This is a genomic window from Streptomyces sp. NPDC086777, assembly GCF_040702065.1.
Lineage (GTDB): Bacteria > Actinomycetota > Actinomycetes > Streptomycetales > Streptomycetaceae > Streptomyces.
Window position 1 is genome coordinate 62,080 of sequence record NZ_JBFBJI010000042.1, and the last position, 16,628, is coordinate 78,707.

Genomic DNA, 16,628 nt, shown 5'->3' on the forward strand with positions numbered 1-16,628 from the left:
GTACGACCGTCCCGTCGTCGTAACACATCAATCAGACTCGGACTCGGACTCGGATCCGGGCTCAGACCTGGACCGGCTCGCCGGCGGCCGCGGCGATCTCCGCCTCGGCGACGACACCGTTGACGCGGCGCAGCTTCTTCATCGGGCCGAGCTCGGAGTCGTAGACCTTCTTGACGCCGTCGCCGAGGGACTCGGAGATGATGCGGATGTCGCGGACCAGACGCTGAAGGCCCTGCGGCTCCACGGAGGCGGCCTGGTCGGAGCCCCACATGGCGCGGTCGAGAGTGATGTGACGCTCGACGAAGGTGGCGCCGAGCGCGACCGCGGCGAGGGTGGTCTGCAGGCCCGTCTCGTGGCCGGAGTAGCCGATCGGGACGTTCGGGTACTCCTTCTCCAGCGTGTTGATCACGCGGAGGTTCAGCTCCTCGGCCTTCGCCGGGTAGGTCGAGGTGGCGTGGCACATGAGGATGTTCTCGGAGCCGAGGACCTCGACCGCGTGGCGGATCTGCTTCGGGGTCGACATGCCGGTGGAGAGGATGACCGAACGGCCGGTGGCGCGCAGCGCCTTCAGCAGCTCGTCGTCCGTGAGGGAGGCGGAGGCGACCTTGTGGGCGGGGACGTCGAACTTCTCCAGGAAGGCGACGGCCTCGGTGTCCCACGGGGAGGCGAACCAGTCGATGTTCTTGGTCTTGCAGTAGTCGTCGATCTGACGGTACTCGTCCTCACCGAACTCCACGCGGTGGCGGTAGTCGATGTAGGTCATGCGGCCCCAGGGGGTGTCGCGCTCGATGTCCCACTGGTCGCGCGGGGTGCAGATCTCCGGGGTGCGCTTCTGGAACTTGACGGCGTCGCAGCCGGCCTCGGCGGCGACGTCGATCAGCTTGAAGGCGTTCTCCAGCTCACCGTTGTGGTTGATGCCGATCTCGCCGCAGATGTAGACGGGCTTGCCGGGGCCGACCTCACGGGAACCGAACTGGCGCAGGCGGGAGTTGCTCATGACTGTGGGGTGTCCTTACTTCGGGAGGGAATCGAGAGAGGGGCCGAGGATCCAGCTGGCGATCTCTCGGATCGCGCCGTCACCGCCGGGGAGGCTGGTGACCGCGCGTGCGGCGCCGCGTACGACGTCGTGGGCGCTCGCGACCGCCACGGGCCAGCCGGCTACGGCGAAGCACGGGAGGTCATTGACGTCGTTTCCGACGTAGAGCACGCGCTCGGGAGCGATGCCCTGCTCCTCGCACCACTGCTTGAGTGCGAGGTCCTTGCGGTCGATGCCGTGCAGGACCGGAACCTGTAGCTTCCGGGCCCGGGCGGCGACGACCGGGTTCTGCTCCGTGGAGAGGATCAGCATCTTCAGCCCGCTCTTGCGCAGGGCGGCGATGCCGAGTCCGTCGCCGCGGTGCACGGAGACGAACTCCTTTCCATCGGCGTCGATCAGCACCCGGTCGTCGGTCTGGGTGCCGTCGAAGTCCAGTACGACCGCGTCGACGTCGTCGGCGGTCGGCAGCGCACCGGGGCGGTCCGCGTCGAAGAGCGGGGCCAGGGCGCGGGCGCGGGCCAGCTCGTGCGGGTCGTCGATCTCCAGGACGCGCGCGGGGTCGGTCCGCACCAGTTCGGTGTGGCCGAAGAAGCGGTGCTGGTGCTCGCGGAAGCCGTCGGCGCGCATCGCGTAGGCGGCGCCGGTCTCCAGGAAGTCCTGGGGGCGGTCCTGGCGGCGCGGGCGGAACGACTTGTCATGGTTGACGCCGAAGCCTCCGCTGGCGGCGGCCTCGCCGGCGCCCACCGGCACGGGGGCGTGCACCTCGTCGCGCCAGACGAAGCCGTGGAAGGGGGCCACGGTCAGGGCGGTGTCGGCGCCGTTGTCGACGATCGCGCCGGCCACCCCGTCGATGTCCTCGCGGACGATGAACGGGCTGGTGCACTGTACGAGCAGCACGACGTCGACCGTGGCGCCGTGCAGCGCCTCGTGGGCGTCCATGGCGTGCAGGACGGCGGCCTCGGAGGTGGCGGTGTCGCCGGCGATGGCGGCGGGGCGCAGCACGACCTCGGCGCCGGCCGAGCGGGCGGCGGCGGCGATGGCCTGGTCGTCGGTGGAGACGACCACGTCGGTGACCAGGCGGGAGGCGACGCACTCGCGGACCGCACGGGCGACCAGCGGGACGCCGCCGACCGGGGCGAGGTTCTTGGCGGGCACGCCCTTGGAGCCACCCCGGGCGGGGATCACGGCCAGGACGCGGGGCACTACGGCCCCTTCGGGGTGAGGCATCGGCTCTGTTCCTTCGGCAACTGAGGCTTGACGCGGGATCCGGTCGCTCACAGCTCTCCCATTCGTCGGATCACGGGGGCCACCCGCTGGACGCCGTGGCGGTAGGCGCCGCGTGCGGCCCGGCGCACGATCTGGCGGACGGGGCCCGGGGCCTTGTCGGCGGCGGGCGCGCCCGGGAGCGGGACGCCGTCGGGGCCGAGGTGGTGGCGGGCCAGGATGCCGGGCAGGTAACCGGACGCGGTCTCGGGCGTGTAGTACGGGTTCAGGGGCGGCAGCCCGCCGGGCCGTGCCAGCAGCTTCGCGATGCGTTCGCGGGCCGCGTCGTAGGCGGTGGCGTAGCTGCCGTCGGCGGCGACGCCCTGCCGCGAGACCCACTCGGCGTCGGGCACCGGGCGGTGTCCGGCGTCGAGCTGGTCCCAGGAGGCGAGGCAGCCGGAGCCGACGAAGTGGTGGTTGCCGAGCGCCTCGCGGATGCCGAGGTCGGTGAGGACCACGGTGGGGATCCGGCGGTGCAGGGACTCCAGGGCGGCCGTCGAGCTCATCGTGACGAGCAGGTCGGTGCGGTCGAGGACCTCGCCCATGTGGCCGTAGACCAGCCGGAAGTTGGCGGGCACGTCCTTGCCCTGGACCAGCTTCTGGTACGGCAGTTCCTCGATGTGGGTGGTGTGCTCGCCGGGCTTGGAGCGCAGCTTGAGCAGCACCTCGCGCTCGGGGTGCCTGCGGGCGTGCTCGACCAGCCGGTCGAGCAGGTAGGTGCGGTCCTTGCGGCTGTCCGGGACCGACGGCTGGGCGGCGAACACCACGGTGTAGGGGTCGTGTTCGCCCTCGTAGGGCGCCCCGCCGAGGAACGGCAGCGCCACCTCGGTCACCGACGAGGAGTCGGCGCCGACCCCGTCGTACACCGCCCGGAACCGGTCGGCGTCCTGGCGGGAGTTGGCGAGGACGAGGTCCGCGCCGTGCCGCAGGAGCAGGCCGTCGGCGAGCTTCTCGTAGACGACGCCGACGTAGCCGGTGACGACGACGGGACGCCTCTCCCGGCCGGCCCAGGCACTGCGCAGCCCGTGCAGCATGGCCTGCGTGCCGCCGCCGACGAGGGAGAGGACCGCGATGTCGTACGACTCCCGTTCCATCTCTCTCAGGAACTCGACGGCCGTCACCTCACGGAGCGAGTCGGCGTGGACGCCGACCTCCTGGAGCTGGCGGGCGGTCGGGGTGGCACGGCCACGCAGAAGGTAGCCGTCGAGCCGGACGTCCGCATGGTCGGCTTCGTCGGGAATCAGGCGCTTCGCGGTGAGCGCCCCCCACTTCCACCGGGTGTCGGAGTCCGCCAGGACGGCCACCCGCAGGGACTTCGTTGCACTTGCTGGCACGTCGAAGACGCTAGGAAGCCATTCCGAGGAACTCCCCAACCCGAATCCAACAAAAGGTTAACAACACGTCTCCGGATGGGGAATCAGCTCGGGATAAGCCCTCAGAATTGTCCGGTTCACAGCTTCGCCACGCGTCGTTCACCTCGATTCAAGACAGCAGTCAAGACGGATGACGGGCGTCCCCCTAACGTCCTTCACGTGGTCAAGCTCTCCGTCATCGTGCCGTTCTTCAACGTGCAGCAATACGCCCCCGACACCCTGAGGAGCCTGCGCGCGAACGCGCGTGAGGACTTCGAATTCATTCTCGTCGACGACTGCTCGAGCGACGGGACACCGGAGATTCTCGCGCGGGCAGAGCGCGAACTCCCCGGCGCGGTCCATGTCAGACACGAGCAGAACGGAGGGCTGGCCACCGCGCGCAACACCGGCATCGACCGGGCGCGCGGCGAGTACGTGACCTTCCTGGACGGCGACGACTGGCTGGCGCCCGGCTACTACCCCCAGCTGGTCGACGCGGTCGAGTCGCTGGGCTGCGACTTCGTCCGCACCGACCACGTGCAGTGCACGGCGCGCGCCCGGGTCGTACACCGGGTGCCGGTCGGCCGCCGCAACGTCGTGCTCAACCCGCGGGACGCCATCCTGCCCGCCGACCGTTCCACCTCCGTCGACTACGCCTACGCATGGGCGGGCGTCTACCACCGCCGCCTGGTGGACAAGGGACTCGTGCATTTCACGGACGGGCTGCGCACGGCCGAGGACCGGCCGTGGATCTGGAAACTGCACCGGGAGGCCGGCTCCTTCGCGGCGGTGAACCTGCTCGGCGTCTTCTACCGGCGTGGCGTAGCCTCTTCACTCACACAGATCGGCGACGTCCGTCAGCTCGATTTCATTCGCGCGTTCGACCAGGTGATCGAGGAAACGGCGCAGGACGCCGACGCGAAGGAACTCCTGCCGAAGGCCGTCCGCACGTATTGCGCCATCATTTCCCATCACCTGGGATCCATCGAAAGGTTCGAGCCCGCGGTGGCGAAGAAGCTGAAATCCATGAGTGCGGCCGCACTGCGGCGCATGCCGCAGGACGTGCTGGACGAGGCCCTGGACTCCATGGACCTCCAGCGCGCCACCAAGCTGCGCCGGCTGCGCCGCCGTCCCGCCCCCGCGGGAGCCGCCGCGTGACCACCCAGATCTTCCAGGCGTCCACTCTCTACGGCACGGCCACCCTCGCCGCCGCCCTGGACTCCGGCGCCTTCCGCCCGGCCGATCGGCGCATCCTGCTGGTCTGCAACAACGCGGTGACCCCCGAGACCACCCCGGGCCTGGACGAGGCGCCCGGCTTCGAGCGGCTGCGCGACCGCTTCGACGACGTGATCTCGTACAACGAGACGATCTTCCCGTTCCACCCGGGCGGCTGGGCCCCGCGCCCGGAGGACTTCCCGCTGTGGGAACGCTTCCTGCGCCACGAGTGGCAACTGGGCGACGAGGACGTCGAGTTCGCCGTCGAGTCGATCCAGGTCAACCCCTCGCTCAGCCTCACCCAGATCTTCAACGGCGCCCCGGTCACGGTCTACGCCGACGGCCTGATGAGCTACGGCCCGACCCGCAACAAGATCGACCCGCTGGTCGGCACCCGCGTCGACCGCGTCCTCCACCTCGACCTGGTACCCGGTCTGAAGCCGATGCTGCTCACCGAGTTCGGCGTCGACGGCGAGGTCGTGCCGACCGCGGCGTTCACCAAGGTGCTGGCCGAACTCGCCCCCAGTGGTGACGAGTTGCCCGAGATCGAGGAACCGGCCCTGCTGCTCGGCCAGTACCTCTCCGCGCTCGACATCCTCACCCCGGAGCAGGAGGAGCACCTGCACGTCCGGATGTTGCAGGGCGCCGTCCGACTCGGCCACACCAAGGTCGTGTTCAAGCCGCACCCCTCCGCCCCGGCCCGGTTCGCCCGCACTCTGGAGCAGGAGGCCGAGAAGCTCGAGGTCGACCTCACCGTGCTGGACACCACGGTCCTCGCCGAGGTGCTCTACCAGCGGATGCGTCCCGCCCTGGTCGTCGGCTGCTTCTCCACCGCGCTGCTCACCGCGTCCGCGCTGTACGGCCTGCAGACCGCCCGCGTCGGCACCGACACCCTCCTTGACAGGCTCACGCCGTACGAGAACAGCAACCGCGTCCCGGTCACCGTCGTCGACGCACTGGTGCCCGACCTCACCGACCGCAAGGCGGTCGAGGAGCAGCGTCCGCGCATGGGCGTGGACGCGCTCGGCGAGCTGATCCGTGCCGTGAGCTTCGCCATGCAGCCGAAGATCTACCCGCAGCTGCGCGCCGAGACGGAACGCTATCTCAGCAGGCATCACAACGAAAGTGCCAAGCGCTACTTCAAGCGCAAGCGGCTGACCTCCCTCGGGCTGCCCGGCGGCATTCCCGGGCGGCTCGCCTTCATTCCCCGCAACTCCACGGCCCGCCGTGTGGTCCGCCGCGCCCGGGCGCTGCAGAAGGCCGTCAAGCGCTGAGAAGCGGTGCCGTGGAGCACCGGGAAGAGGCGCCGTCGCGCGCCCACAACCTGTGACGTAACTGTCCATTCCCCCAGCCCCCCGTTTTCACAAGGTATGAAAACCCTGTGAGAACGGGGGGCTTCTTACTTGCCTGCTCCTCGCTTTCGCCCTGCCTCACCACCCGATGTGGCCCAGAGTTCACCCAAGGTTCCCAATGGGTTCGATCCCCGGCCGAACGAGGTCGTATTTCATTCACTCACATGAAGGTTCGGGTGTGATCACGGTAAAAACGTGACCGCCCCACTGCAGATTGATTGCGTCCATGCGTATCGCTGTGTTTGTCGAGAACCGCAACGGTGTCGGTCTCGCCTCGGAGGTCATGAAGGCTCCGGGCGCCGAGGCACACTCCTTCCACTTGGTCACGGCAGACCGGGACGGCGATGTCGCCGGATGGATCGAGCAGGAGGCGGCGGCCCGCTTCGACGACCTCAAGGTGCACAACCTGTTCCAGGTCGAGGAGCCGATCACCGGTGACGAATTCCTGGAGGAGGTCGGCCACCGCATCCGCGCCTACGCCGAGCAGGAGCGCGTCGACCGGCTGGTGTTCTTCAACGACCAGTCCCAGCGCGGCCGCCGGGTGGCCGGCGCACTGCGCGACACGCTGCCGCTGGTCCTCGTACAGGACGGGCACCTCGACTTCCACTTCAAGCGGACCGACCCGGGCCTGCGCGACCAGAACTGGTACTACGGCTCCTCGTCCCCCGCCGCCGTCTGCGTGTGGGGCCCGGCGACCGCCCACCACCTGATGTTCCGCTCCCCGGACAGCAACGTGCCGGTCCACATCACCGGCGCGCTCGGCCACAGCGACGACCCCCAGCTGCTGCGCGCGGCCCGCTCCGCCGCCCACCGGCACACCAAGGGCGCCGGCGAGCCGCTGCGCATCGTCGTCCTCGACCAGCCGCTCAGCGACCAGCGCAAGCTCTCCAGGAAGGACCACCGGGAGCAGCTCACCGAGCTGTGCGAGGCGCTCACCGGCTTCGGCGAGGTGGAGATCAAGCCGCACCCCTCCACGCTCCGCGGCCACCTCGACTGGCTGCAGACCCTGCCGGACGTGACCGTGCTCGACGAGAGCGCACTCCTGGACGCCGGGTCCCTCGACGGCTACGACCTCGCGATCACCTTCTTCTCCACCACCTACCTGCAGACGCTGCGGGCCGGCACGCCGCTCATCCTGTTCAGCCCGCCCGCGCTGAACATCGTCTTCCCGACGATCAACCACCCGCTGCTGCGCAACGTCGGCACGGTCGGCGAGCTCGTGGACGTCACCGCCGAACTGCAGCGCGCGGGCAAGTTCACGCCCAACGCGCACGGTGAGCCCGTCGAGCACTTCCTCACCTTCCACGACGACGTCCCCTCCCGCGTCCTGCGCCGCATCGAGGAGGCCGAGGTGCCGGCCGCGCGGCCGGTCACCCGCCGGACCGCGCCCGTCGAGGAGGCGGCCGGGGGCTCCCGTGCCGACCGCGCCCTGCGCGCCGTCGAGGAGCGGCTCAACCGGCCGCGCTCGCTGGCGGTGCTGGGCCTCGGGTTCTCCTACGTCACCGGTGTGGCGATCCCCGTGCTCACCTACACCCAGGCGCTGCTCGCCCAGAACCCGGTCGACATCCGCTACTTCGACCTCGGTGTCTACACGCGCACCGAGGACGTGCTGGCCGACCTGGCGGACACCGAGGTCGTCCTGATCAACAGCCTCGCCCCGTTCTGGCGCTCGCCGCTGGCCAACGAGCTGACGGAGGCGCTGGTCGCCCTGGGCCGGTCCGTGGTGGTGTACGCCCACGAGACCGAGTACGTCATGAACTTCGAGGGCGAGCAGCACGCGCTGCGGCACGCCGAGATGGTCCAGGTGCTGCCCAAGGTCAAGGTGCTGTGCGTCTCCACCGCCCAGGCCGACATGTTCCGGCAGCTCGGCGTGAGCGACCCGGTCGTCGTCTACAACACCGTCCCGCAGGACACCCACCGCACCCTGGCCCGGCGGACGCCCGGTGAGCGGCCGCGGATCGTGATGGTCGGCTCGATGCAGGACCGCAAGGGCCTCGACCTGTTCTCGCGGGTCGCGGAACTCGCCTACACGCAGGGCCTGCCGTGGCGGTTCGCGTGGATCGGCCACAGGACCTGGCGGATCAGTTCCTCGACGCTGCTGTCCGACCGCGTCGAGTGGATGGGAGCGCTCTCCCGCGACCGGGTGCGCGAGGAGCTCGCCGACTCCGACGTGTTCTTCCTGTCCAGCATGGACGACCCGATGCCGCTGTCGGTGGTGGAGGCCGTGCAGCAGCGGCTGCGTACGGTCACCTACCACCGGGTCGGCTCCCGCGAGGTGCTGGAGGGGGTGCCCGGCTACCGGTCCTTCGCCGAGTACACGCCCGCGGCGGCCCTGGACGCGCTGCGGCGGGTACTGGAGGAGGAGGTGGCGGAGGACGAGTACCAGGACGTCGAGGAGCTGTTCGACATCTCCGCCTTCACCGCCCGGATGACGGCAGCGCTGAACCTGGCGGGCCCCGAAGCCGCCGCACGCGCCCTGCTCGCCACCGCCGGCACCTCCGACGCCGCCGAGGGGCAGGAGCCGGACGGCGAGACGGCCTTTGCCGAGGGCCCGTTCTCCGCGGTGCTCTCCCGGCACGCCAAGTACCTCAACGAGGACTTCACCCGGCACTTCACGGCCGGCCGGCAGGACGAGGCGCTGCGTGTGGGCTGGGAGATCCTGCGCCGCAGGCAGCCGGTGGACGTGCTCATCGGCATGGCCGAGATCCGGGCCTCGCGCGGCGAGACCGACGGGGCGCTCCGGCTGCTGTCCGCCGCGGCGATCGCGGGCGGCGACCGGGGCCGGGTGTGGTCGGAGATCTCCCGCGTGGCCGGGGAACTCGGCGCCCGGGGCAAGGCGATACGGCAGCTGGCCCGCAAGGAGTCGGTCCGTATCGAGCTGTCCAACCGCTCTGCGCGTCTGCTGAAGTCCGACTGAGTCCCCGCCTCACGCGCCGGGTCGCCGGCGGATCGCATGACCGGCGAACGAACAAATAAATACCGTCATATGAATTATCGGAGGCGCCGTCTGTGGCATTCCGGTGATTCACCCAGGTGACGGTGGTGCACCTCCTTCGTACCGGCGACGTCCGGGCCGATCGGATGATTAAAGGCATGTCCCCGGGTAGGCGTCCCGGACCATGCCACTCGCATCCCCCCCACTGCCGTCGCCGCCTGCGCGGATCGCGGCCGTCCCGGCCCCACCCGGACGGCCCCGCCCCCGCCTGCTCGCCCTCGACGGACTGCGTCTCGTCGCCGCGCTGATGGTCTGTCTCTACCACTACGCCGGCCGCGGCGGTGTCGTCTCCGCCTCCTGGCACCAGAACCCCGACCACGTCTTCCCGACCCTGTCCGGGGCGGCCGTCTACGGCTGCCTCGGCGTCCAGTTCTTCTTCGTCATCAGCGGCTTCGTGATCTGCATGAGCAGCTGGGGCCGTTCCCTCGGTGACTTCTTCCGCTCCCGGGTCGCCCGCCTCTACCCCGCGTACTGGGTCGCGCTGGTGCTGATCACCGGCGCGTCCGTGGCACTGCCGGCGGTGGTGCACCCGGTGCGGCTCGACGAGTTCCTGGTCAACCTGACCATGCTGCAACAGCCGGTGGGCGTGCCACGGGTGCTCGGCGTCTGCTGGACCCTCTGGGTCGAGGTGCGCTTCTACGCCCTGTTCGCGCTGCTGGTGGTCCTGCCGGGCGTCACCTACCGCAGGGTGGTGCTCTTCTGCTCGGTGTGGACCCTGGCCGCCGTCCTCTCCACCGGCGCCAAGGGCACCTGGGCCGAGTCGGTCGTGATGCCCGCGTACGCGCCGTACTTCGTCGGCGGTCTGGCCCTCTACCTCGTCCACCGCTTCGGCCACGGGCTGCTGCCCTGGGGGATCGTGGCGCTCTCCTGGATCCTCGGCATGCGCGCGGCGGTCCAGGGCCTGTGGCACCCCGGCGCGCCCCGTGATCCGTACGTCGTGATGCTCCTCGTCACCCTCGCCTTCGCCGCCGTCGCCGCGGTGGCGGCGGGCTGGACGCGCTGGGCGGCCTGGCCCTGGCTGACCACCGCCGGGGCGCTGACGTATCCCTTCTACCTGGTCCACGAACACCTGGGCTGGTTCGTGATCCGGGTCCTGCACCGGGCCTGGGGGCTGCCGCCGTGGCCGACCCTGGTGGTGACGGTCCTCGCGATGCTGGGGCTCGCCCGGCTCATCCACCGCTTCGTGGAGACTCCGCTCGGACCGCGCCTGAAAAGGGCCCTGAAGAACGCCTGACGCTGATGTTGGCCCGCCGTTCATCTCTGCTTGGGTTTCGAATCGGCACCGCGGGCAGGCACCTTGGAACCTTGCCCGTGCACAGGTTTTCCGCAGGGATTCCACAGACCGCCGTTTCGTACCGAGGGAGTGCCTTCTCCGCATGGCCATAACCACCCAGGAAACGACCCGACCGCCCCGCCGTCTCGACGACGTCCCCGGCTGGTTCCCGGTGCTCGACCAGGTGCTCTTCGACTGGTTCCTGCGCCGCCAGGAGGAGGCCGGAATGCATGGCGATCTCCTCGAGGTCGGGACCTACATGGGAAAGAGCGCAATCTTCACGGCCCGGCACCTGCGGCCCGGCGAGAGCTACACGGTCTGCGACCTCTTCGAGGGCGACGCCCCGGACGACGCGAACCGGGCCGAGTCGACGAAGTCCTACAGCAAACTCACCCGGCGCATCTTCGAGCAGAACTTCCTCGCCTTCCACGAGGAACTCCCCCGGATACTCCAGGGCCCCAGCTCCGTGGTCCCCACCGAAGTCACGCCCGGCTCCTGCCGGTTCGTGCATGTCGACGCCTCGCACCTGTACGAGCACGTGCACGGCGACATCGACGCGGCGCGCGAACTGCTCCTGCCCGACGGCATCGTGGTCCTCGACGACTTCCGTTCCGAGCACACGCCCGGTGTCTCCATAGCGGCGTGGGAGGCCGTCCTCAACGGCGGACTGAACCCGATCTGTCTCAGCACCCAGAAGCTGTACGGCACCTGGGGCGACCCCGAGCCGGTGCAGGAGGCGCTGATGGAGATGATCCGGCAGCGGACCGACTGCCACCTGAGCACCCAGACCGCCGCGGGGCACCGGATCGTACGGCTGAAGTCCAAGGGAATGCAGGCACCCGAGTTCCCGCCGTCGCGCTACGCGGACGTCCCCGAGGAACCGGAGCCGGCGCCCGCGGCCCCGGCCCCGCCGGCCGCCCCCGCCACTCCGCCCCGCCGGCCCGGCAGGATGCGGCGGGTCGCCCGGGACCTGCTGCCACCGGTGCTCACCCGGGCCATCCGGAAGGCGATGAAGTAGCGCCCGGCACGCCGCCGCGGACACGGGTCCCGAACTGGCCGCCTTCGGCGCGAGCCGGTACGCCGGCTCGCTCGACGGACTCGGCTCCACGGCCGGCACCGTCGGGCCGGCGGCGGCCGACGTGGCCTCCCCGATCTACCACACCCTCGGAAACCTCCTCTAGCGCCACCGCGCCCCGATCCCCGCGATGACGATCTCCAGCCCTTCCTCGAAGTGCTGGTCGTAATCGTCGAAGAGCTCCCTGCCGGCCTCCGCCGCCAGCGGGAAGCCGGCCATCAGGCGGGCGCGTTCCGCCACGTCGTACCCCTCCCGGCGCTCGCCCGAGAGGGGTACGACGCCCTGTTCCTCGATGACGAAGCCGATGGTGTAGGCGGTCGTCGTCATGCCCGCCCGGGCCGCCTGGGCGAGGGTGAAACCGGCCTCCGTCATGACGCGCAGGTAGGCCTCCTGCTCCGGGGCGTGTTCGATGCCCGTGAAACGTGAACCGCTGTAGACCTTCGCCCCGTCGCGGTAGCCGAGCAGCGCCGTGCGCAGTCCGCGGCCGGTCGTCCGCAGCACGTCCTGCCAGCTCCCGGTCGGGTCGAGCCGCGCCTGCGCGACCATCCGGCGGTACATCTCCGTCGCCATCTCGTCGAGCAGCGCCTGCTTGTCCTTGAAGTGCCAGTACAGGGCCGGGGCCTTGACGTCCAGCTCCTTGGCGATGGCCCGCAGGGTCAGCCCCTCAAGACCGACCTCGTTCAGCAGGCGCAGGGCCGTGTCGGCGACCCGGCGGCGGTCGAGGGGGGCGCGTCGTTCCGTACTCACGCTTGACAGCTTAACAGCGTTAAGGGCAGCCTTGTCGCCGACGGCACTTAACGACGTTAAGGAGAAATGCGATGGATACGTTGGATGTACTGGTCGTCGGCGCCGGACCCACCGGGCTCGTCCTCGGGATCGACCTCGCCCGGCGCGGGGTGGACGCACTGGTCGTGGAGGCCGGCGAGAAGCTGTTCCCGGGCTCGCGCGGCAAGGGGATCCAGCCGCGCACGCAGGAGGTGTACGACGACCTCGGCGTCCTCGACGCGATGCGCGCGGCCGGCGGCCCCTACCCGCCCCAGCTGCTCTGGAAGAACGGCGAGCCCCTCGGCACGAAGCCGATGTTCGACGCGGTGGCGGCGGACGAGGGGGCGCCGTACACCGAGCCGCTGATGGTCGCGCAGTGGCGCACGCAGGAGGTGCTGTACGCACGGCTGCGGGAGCTGGGCGGCCGGGTCGCGTTCGGGCGCGCGCTGACGGGCCTGGAGCAGGACGCGGAGGGGGTGACCGCCCACTTCGCCGACGGCACGGCGGCCCGGGCCCGGTACGTCGTGGCGGCGGACGGCGGACGTTCGGCCGTACGGCGCGCGGTCGGCGTCGGGATGACCGGCGAGTCGGTCGACCCGAGCCCCTTCCTCGTGGCCGACCTGCGGGTGCGGGGACTCGACCGCGAGCACTGGCACACCTTCGTCGGCGACGACGGCTGCGGTGTGGCGCTGTGCCCGCTGGCTGGCACCGACGAGTTCCAGCTGGGCGCCCGGCTGCCGGAGGGCACGGAGATCGACCTGTCCCTGGCAGGCCTGCGCCGACTGGTGACGACCTACAGCCACCTCGACGCGGCCGACGTCACCGAGGTGCGCTGGGCCTCCGACTTCCGGCCCCGTGCCGCGCTGGCCGACCGGTTCCGGGTGGGCCGGGTCTTCCTGGCGGGCGACGCGGCCCACGTCCACTCCCCGGCCGGCGGCCAGGGCCTGAACACCAGCGTCCAGGACGCCTACAACCTGGGCTGGAAGCTGGCCGCGGTGCTCGCCGGGCGGGCCCCGGACGCGCTCCTCGACACCTACGAGGAGGAGCGCCGGGCGAACGCCGCCGCCATGCTGGGCCTCTCGACGAGCGTCCACAACGGCGAGGTCCGGCGGGGCGAGGCCACGGTCCAGCTGGGCATCGGCTACCGGGAGTCCTCGCTCGCCGAGGAGACCCGGGCGAACCCTGGGCCGGTGCGGGCGGGCGACCGCGCGCCCGACGGGCGCAACGCGGACGGGGTGCGGATGTTCGACGCGTTCCGCGGGCCGCACTGGACGCTGCTGGCCCCAAAACCGGTGGCCGGCCTCGGCGGCCTGCCCGCCCCGGAGTCGTACGGCCCGGGGGTGTTCCTGGTCCGCCCGGACGGCTACGTGGGGTGGGCCGGGGAGACGGCGGACGAGCTGCGGGGGTACGCGGCGCGTACCGGAGCCTTCAACGCCTAGGCGCGCCGCCGCAGACGCCGCATCGGGTCGTCCGGCATCCGCGGCGCCGTCGTGGCCGGCCGCGCGGTTCCCCGCGCCCCCTCGGGGCGCGGGAGGCCACGCGGACCGATCCGGATCGCCGGGAGGAGGGCCCGGCACACGGACGCCCAGTGGGTGACGAGGGCGACCGGTACGGAGACGAGGAGGGCCAGCATGAGGGCGGTCGGCCGGCTCATCGTGCCGGAGACGGCCTCCCTCGCGCCGCCGATGTCCAGCAACCCGATCTGCGCAGGTCCGCGACGGCGGCCGGAGGAACAGGCAGGTCAGCACCTGGACGGCCGCATACACGATGAACTGGACCTCGAACGCGTCGGCCTCGCTGGTCAGCAGCTTCGTGGTGAACGGGTGACGACGATCGCGAGCAGCCACAGCAGGTTCCACCGGACGGCACCGCCCGAGAGTCCGGTCGCATACCGGAACAGCCGCCGGTGGATCACCCAGTGGGTGGCGATGGCCCAGAAGCTGACCAGGAACGCGGTGTACTCCGCGAGGTGCTCGCGCAGGAAGTACAGGACGCCGGAGTTGCCGTGGACCTCCCCGGTGGGGACCGGCAGTTCCAGGGCGAGCAGGGTGATGGCGATGGCCACCACCGCGTCCGAGAAGTAGATCAGCCGTTCCGGGCTCACCGGCCGGCCTCCGGCGATGGGAGCCTCCTCGGTGTGCGCGGTCGGGTCAGCGGGCCCGGCGGTGTGCTGCGCGCGGGTGTCGGGCATGTTCGACTGCTTCCTCGTGCGACGACGTGCGGGTGAACAAGTGCGGGTGAAGGTGCGGATGAAGCCGTACGCGTGAAGCCGTACGCGTGAAGCCGTAAGCGTGAAGGGGTCCGGAGCGTATGGGGTCGCGGGCGTCACACCAGGGCCTGCGCGGCGCCGGCCCTGGCCCGTGCCGCGTACCGGCCGCCGACGGCGAAGGGGAGGACGAACGCCAGCACCCGGGCGGTGACGAGCGGCACCGTCGCGGAGTGGTCGTAGCCGACGACGGCGGCACAGGCGAGCGCGCCGAGGGTGAACCCGGCCGCCCAGATCGCGGTCAGCACCATGTCGACCCTGATGAACCGGGGGGAGTCCCAGAACTCCCGGGGCACCTCGGCCCGTGCGAGGGCCAGGGTGAACGGGCCTGGCCGTCGTCTGGCCCGCCCAGAAGAGCCAGGTCCACGGCGAGTTGGCGAAGCTCAGCGAGAAGGGGCTGATCGAGGTCACCGGCGCCGGCGCGCGCCGGCGCCGCCAGTACGGCATCACCGACGCCGGGCGCGCGGAACTGCGCGGCCGGCTCACCGAGCCCGGCACCGACCTCGCCTTCCGCAGCGCCGCCCTGCTGCGGGTCTTCTTCCTGTGGACGCTCAGCCGTGAGGAGGGCGTCGACCACCTGAAGAACTTCGCCCGCGTCAACCGCGAACGGCCGGCCGCCCTGGAGGCCGTGCGGGACAAAGCCGAATGGGTCGCCGACCCGGTGCGGGTCTGCGGCTGGCTCATCCTCGAATACGGCCTGCGCGGCTCGGCGACCTCGGCGGAACGGGCCGACTGGGCCGCCGAACGGCTGGCCGAGCACCTGTGACCCCGGCCGCCGGGTACGCCCGGCGGCTCCGTCCCGGGCCCGGACTCAGGCGCTGGCCAGCGTCAGCTTCACCGCGAACCCGAGGAACAGCACCCCCGCCGCCGACGTGGCCGTCGCCGACATCCGCTTGCGCCGGCGGAACGCGTCGGCCAGCCTCGTACCGCTGAATATCAGGGCACTGAGATAGAGGAAGCTGGCCACCTGGGCGAAGGTGCCGAGGACGACGAAGGAGATCGCCGGGTACGCGTACGCCGGGTCGACGAACTGCACGAAGAAGGCGATGAAGAACAGGATCGCCTTCGGGTTGAAGAGGCTGATCACCAGGGCCCGGCGGTAGGGGCGCTCGTGCGCCGGGACGGCGGCCGGTGCCGTCTGCTCCACCGCCTGCTGCTTCCGCGACCGCCACATCGCCCAGGCCGCCCGCAGCATCCCTATCGCCAGCCAGGTGAGATAGCCCGCACCCGCGTACTTCACGATCCCGAACAGCACCGCGTTGGCCTTGAGCAGCGAGGCCACCCCGGCCGCCGACAGCGTCATCAGCACGGTGTCCCCGCACCACACGCCCGCGGCGGCGGTGTAACCGGCCCGGATCCCCTGCCGGGCCGCGACGGACAGCACGTAGAGGGAGTTGGGCCCGGGCAGCAGGACGATCAGGACAAGTCCTGCCAGGTAGGTGGGGAGATCGATGACGCCGAACATGCGCATCAGTCTCGCACGCGGGTCCGACAACGCCCCGGGTGCCGTCCGTCACGCCCCGCCGGACCGCACCGTCAGAACGCGTCCCTCGGCTCGTAGGCCCCCCACACCTCCCGCAGCGCGTCGCACACCTCCCCCACCGTGGCGCGCGCTCGCAGCGCCTCCTTCATCGGGGGCAGCACGTTGTCGTCGCCCTCGGCCGCCTTCTTCAGGGCGGCGAGGGTCCCGGCGACGGCCGCCCGGTCGCGGTCGGCGCGCAGCCGTGCGAGGCGCTCCGTCTGCCGGGCCTCGATGGCCGGGTCGACGCGCAGTGGCTCGTAGGGTTCCTCCTCGTCGAGCCGGAAGCGGTTGACGCCGACGACGACCCGTTCACCGGCGTCGGTCTCCTGGGCGATGCGGTAGGCGTTCCGCTCGATCTCGCCCTTCTGGAAACCGTGCTCGATCGCCGCGACCGCACCACCCAGCTCCTCGACCCTGCGCATCAGAGCGACGGCCGCCTCCTCCACCTGGTCGGTCATGCGCTCGATCGCGTACGAGCCCGCGAAGGGGTCCACCGTCGCCGTCACGTCGGTCT

General features: G+C 70.9%; 16 protein-coding genes. 7 read left to right on the forward strand and 9 right to left on the reverse strand.

Features of this window, described 5'->3' with window-relative positions:
* Nucleotides 1-61: 61 nt before the first annotated feature.
* From AB0472_RS38405 to AB0472_RS38415, 3 genes are read right to left on the reverse strand one after another with little or no spacing between them, the layout of a single operon-like run.
* On the reverse strand, nt 62-997 hold the full coding sequence (locus tag AB0472_RS38405) for an N-acetylneuraminate synthase family protein (protein WP_366363712.1): 936 nt from the start codon (nt 995-997) through the stop codon (nt 62-64).
* Nucleotides 998-1,012: 15 nt separating this feature from the next.
* Entirely contained in the window at nt 1,013-2,263 is a 1,251-nt protein-coding gene (locus AB0472_RS38410) for an acylneuraminate cytidylyltransferase (protein ID WP_366363714.1), read from the reverse strand.
* A gap of 47 nt (nt 2,264-2,310) precedes the next feature.
* The gene (locus AB0472_RS38415; RefSeq protein WP_366363716.1) at nt 2,311-3,633 is read right to left on the reverse strand and encodes a DUF6716 putative glycosyltransferase; all 1,323 of its coding nucleotides are present in this window, start codon (nt 3,631-3,633) and stop codon (nt 2,311-2,313) included.
* A gap of 198 nt (nt 3,634-3,831) precedes the next feature.
* Here AB0472_RS38415 and AB0472_RS38420 point away from each other — a divergent pair, with 198 nt between their 5' ends.
* From AB0472_RS38420 to AB0472_RS38440, 5 genes are all read left to right on the forward strand, one after another.
* On the forward strand, nt 3,832-4,809 hold the full coding sequence (locus tag AB0472_RS38420) for a glycosyltransferase family 2 protein (RefSeq protein ID WP_366363718.1): 978 nt from the start codon (nt 3,832-3,834) through the stop codon (nt 4,807-4,809).
* Nucleotides 4,806-6,140: an alpha-2,8-polysialyltransferase family protein gene (locus AB0472_RS38425; RefSeq protein WP_366363720.1), complete on the forward strand. Its 1,335-nt coding sequence runs from the start codon at nt 4,806-4,808 to the stop codon at nt 6,138-6,140. Before AB0472_RS38420 ends, AB0472_RS38425 begins: the two co-directional genes overlap by 4 nt.
* A gap of 304 nt (nt 6,141-6,444) precedes the next feature.
* Nucleotides 6,445-9,135, forward strand: a complete 2,691-nt coding sequence (locus tag AB0472_RS38430) for a glycosyltransferase family 4 protein (RefSeq protein ID WP_366363722.1) — start codon at nt 6,445-6,447, stop codon at nt 9,133-9,135.
* Nucleotides 9,136-9,337: 202 nt separating this feature from the next.
* Nucleotides 9,338-10,447 (forward strand): acyltransferase, encoded by a 1,110-nt coding sequence (locus AB0472_RS38435; RefSeq protein WP_366363724.1) that lies wholly within the window; start codon nt 9,338-9,340, stop codon nt 10,445-10,447.
* Nucleotides 10,448-10,589: 142 nt separating this feature from the next.
* Nucleotides 10,590-11,504 (forward strand): class I SAM-dependent methyltransferase, encoded by a 915-nt coding sequence (locus AB0472_RS38440; protein WP_366363726.1) that lies wholly within the window; start codon nt 10,590-10,592, stop codon nt 11,502-11,504.
* 159 nt (nt 11,505-11,663) lie between these two features.
* Here AB0472_RS38440 and AB0472_RS38445 read toward each other — a convergent pair whose 3' ends face one another.
* On the reverse strand, nt 11,664-12,308 hold the full coding sequence (locus AB0472_RS38445) for a TetR/AcrR family transcriptional regulator C-terminal domain-containing protein (protein ID WP_366363728.1): 645 nt from the start codon (nt 12,306-12,308) through the stop codon (nt 11,664-11,666).
* 71 nt (nt 12,309-12,379) lie between these two features.
* On the opposite strand from AB0472_RS38445, the gene AB0472_RS38450 reads away from it, so the two are divergent.
* The gene (locus tag AB0472_RS38450) at nt 12,380-13,765 is read left to right on the forward strand and encodes an FAD-dependent monooxygenase (protein ID WP_366363730.1); all 1,386 of its coding nucleotides are present in this window, start codon (nt 12,380-12,382) and stop codon (nt 13,763-13,765) included.
* On the opposite strand, the gene AB0472_RS38455 is transcribed toward AB0472_RS38450, so the two are convergent.
* The 3 genes from AB0472_RS38455 to AB0472_RS38465 form a co-directional block, all read right to left on the reverse strand.
* Nucleotides 13,762-14,022, reverse strand: coding sequence for a hypothetical protein (locus tag AB0472_RS38455; RefSeq protein WP_366363732.1), 261 nt, complete (start codon nt 14,020-14,022; stop codon nt 13,762-13,764). The two genes, AB0472_RS38450 and AB0472_RS38455, sit on opposite strands and share 4 nt — an antisense overlap.
* 105 nt (nt 14,023-14,127) lie before the next feature.
* On the reverse strand, nt 14,128-14,517 hold the full coding sequence (locus AB0472_RS38460) for a TMEM175 family protein (protein ID WP_366363734.1): 390 nt from the start codon (nt 14,515-14,517) through the stop codon (nt 14,128-14,130).
* A gap of 134 nt (nt 14,518-14,651) precedes the next feature.
* Nucleotides 14,652-14,843: a hypothetical protein gene (locus AB0472_RS38465; protein ID WP_366363736.1), complete on the reverse strand. Its 192-nt coding sequence runs from the start codon at nt 14,841-14,843 to the stop codon at nt 14,652-14,654.
* A gap of 122 nt (nt 14,844-14,965) precedes the next feature.
* On the opposite strand from AB0472_RS38465, the gene AB0472_RS38470 reads away from it, so the two are divergent.
* Entirely contained in the window at nt 14,966-15,358 is a 393-nt protein-coding gene (locus AB0472_RS38470) for a PadR family transcriptional regulator (protein ID WP_366363738.1), read from the forward strand.
* A gap of 45 nt (nt 15,359-15,403) precedes the next feature.
* Here AB0472_RS38470 and leuE read toward each other — a convergent pair whose 3' ends face one another.
* Together leuE and AB0472_RS38480 are read right to left on the reverse strand one after the other, a co-directional pair.
* On the reverse strand, nt 15,404-16,057 hold the full coding sequence (leuE, locus tag AB0472_RS38475; protein WP_366363740.1) for a leucine efflux protein LeuE: 654 nt from the start codon (nt 16,055-16,057) through the stop codon (nt 15,404-15,406).
* Nucleotides 16,058-16,128: 71 nt separating this feature from the next.
* Nucleotides 16,129-16,628 (reverse strand): methylmalonyl-CoA mutase family protein (locus AB0472_RS38480; protein WP_366363742.1); only part of this gene is annotated, 500 nt, incomplete at its 5' end.

What these genes read in the sequence shown, in the direction of transcription:
- AB0472_RS38440 (WP_366363726.1), top strand. Translation starts at nt 10,590, where the DNA reads ATGGCCATAACCACCCAGGAAACGACCCGACCGCCCCGCCGTCTCGAC.
- AB0472_RS38405 (WP_366363712.1), bottom strand. Translation starts at nt 997, where the DNA reads ATGAGCAACTCCCGCCTGCGCCAGTTCGGTTCCCGTGAGGTCGGCCCC.
- AB0472_RS38435 (WP_366363724.1), top strand. Translation starts at nt 9,338, where the DNA reads ATGCCACTCGCATCCCCCCCACTGCCGTCGCCGCCTGCGCGGATCGCG.
- AB0472_RS38460 (WP_366363734.1), bottom strand. Translation starts at nt 14,517, where the DNA reads ATGCCCGACACCCGCGCGCAGCACACCGCCGGGCCCGCTGACCCGACC.
- AB0472_RS38410 (WP_366363714.1), bottom strand. Translation starts at nt 2,263, where the DNA reads ATGCCTCACCCCGAAGGGGCCGTAGTGCCCCGCGTCCTGGCCGTGATC.
- AB0472_RS38430 (WP_366363722.1), top strand. Translation starts at nt 6,445, where the DNA reads ATGCGTATCGCTGTGTTTGTCGAGAACCGCAACGGTGTCGGTCTCGCC.
- AB0472_RS38465 (WP_366363736.1), bottom strand. Translation starts at nt 14,843, where the DNA reads ATGGTGCTGACCGCGATCTGGGCGGCCGGGTTCACCCTCGGCGCGCTC.
- leuE (WP_366363740.1), bottom strand. Translation starts at nt 16,057, where the DNA reads ATGTTCGGCGTCATCGATCTCCCCACCTACCTGGCAGGACTTGTCCTG.
- AB0472_RS38450 (WP_366363730.1), top strand. Translation starts at nt 12,380, where the DNA reads ATGGATACGTTGGATGTACTGGTCGTCGGCGCCGGACCCACCGGGCTC.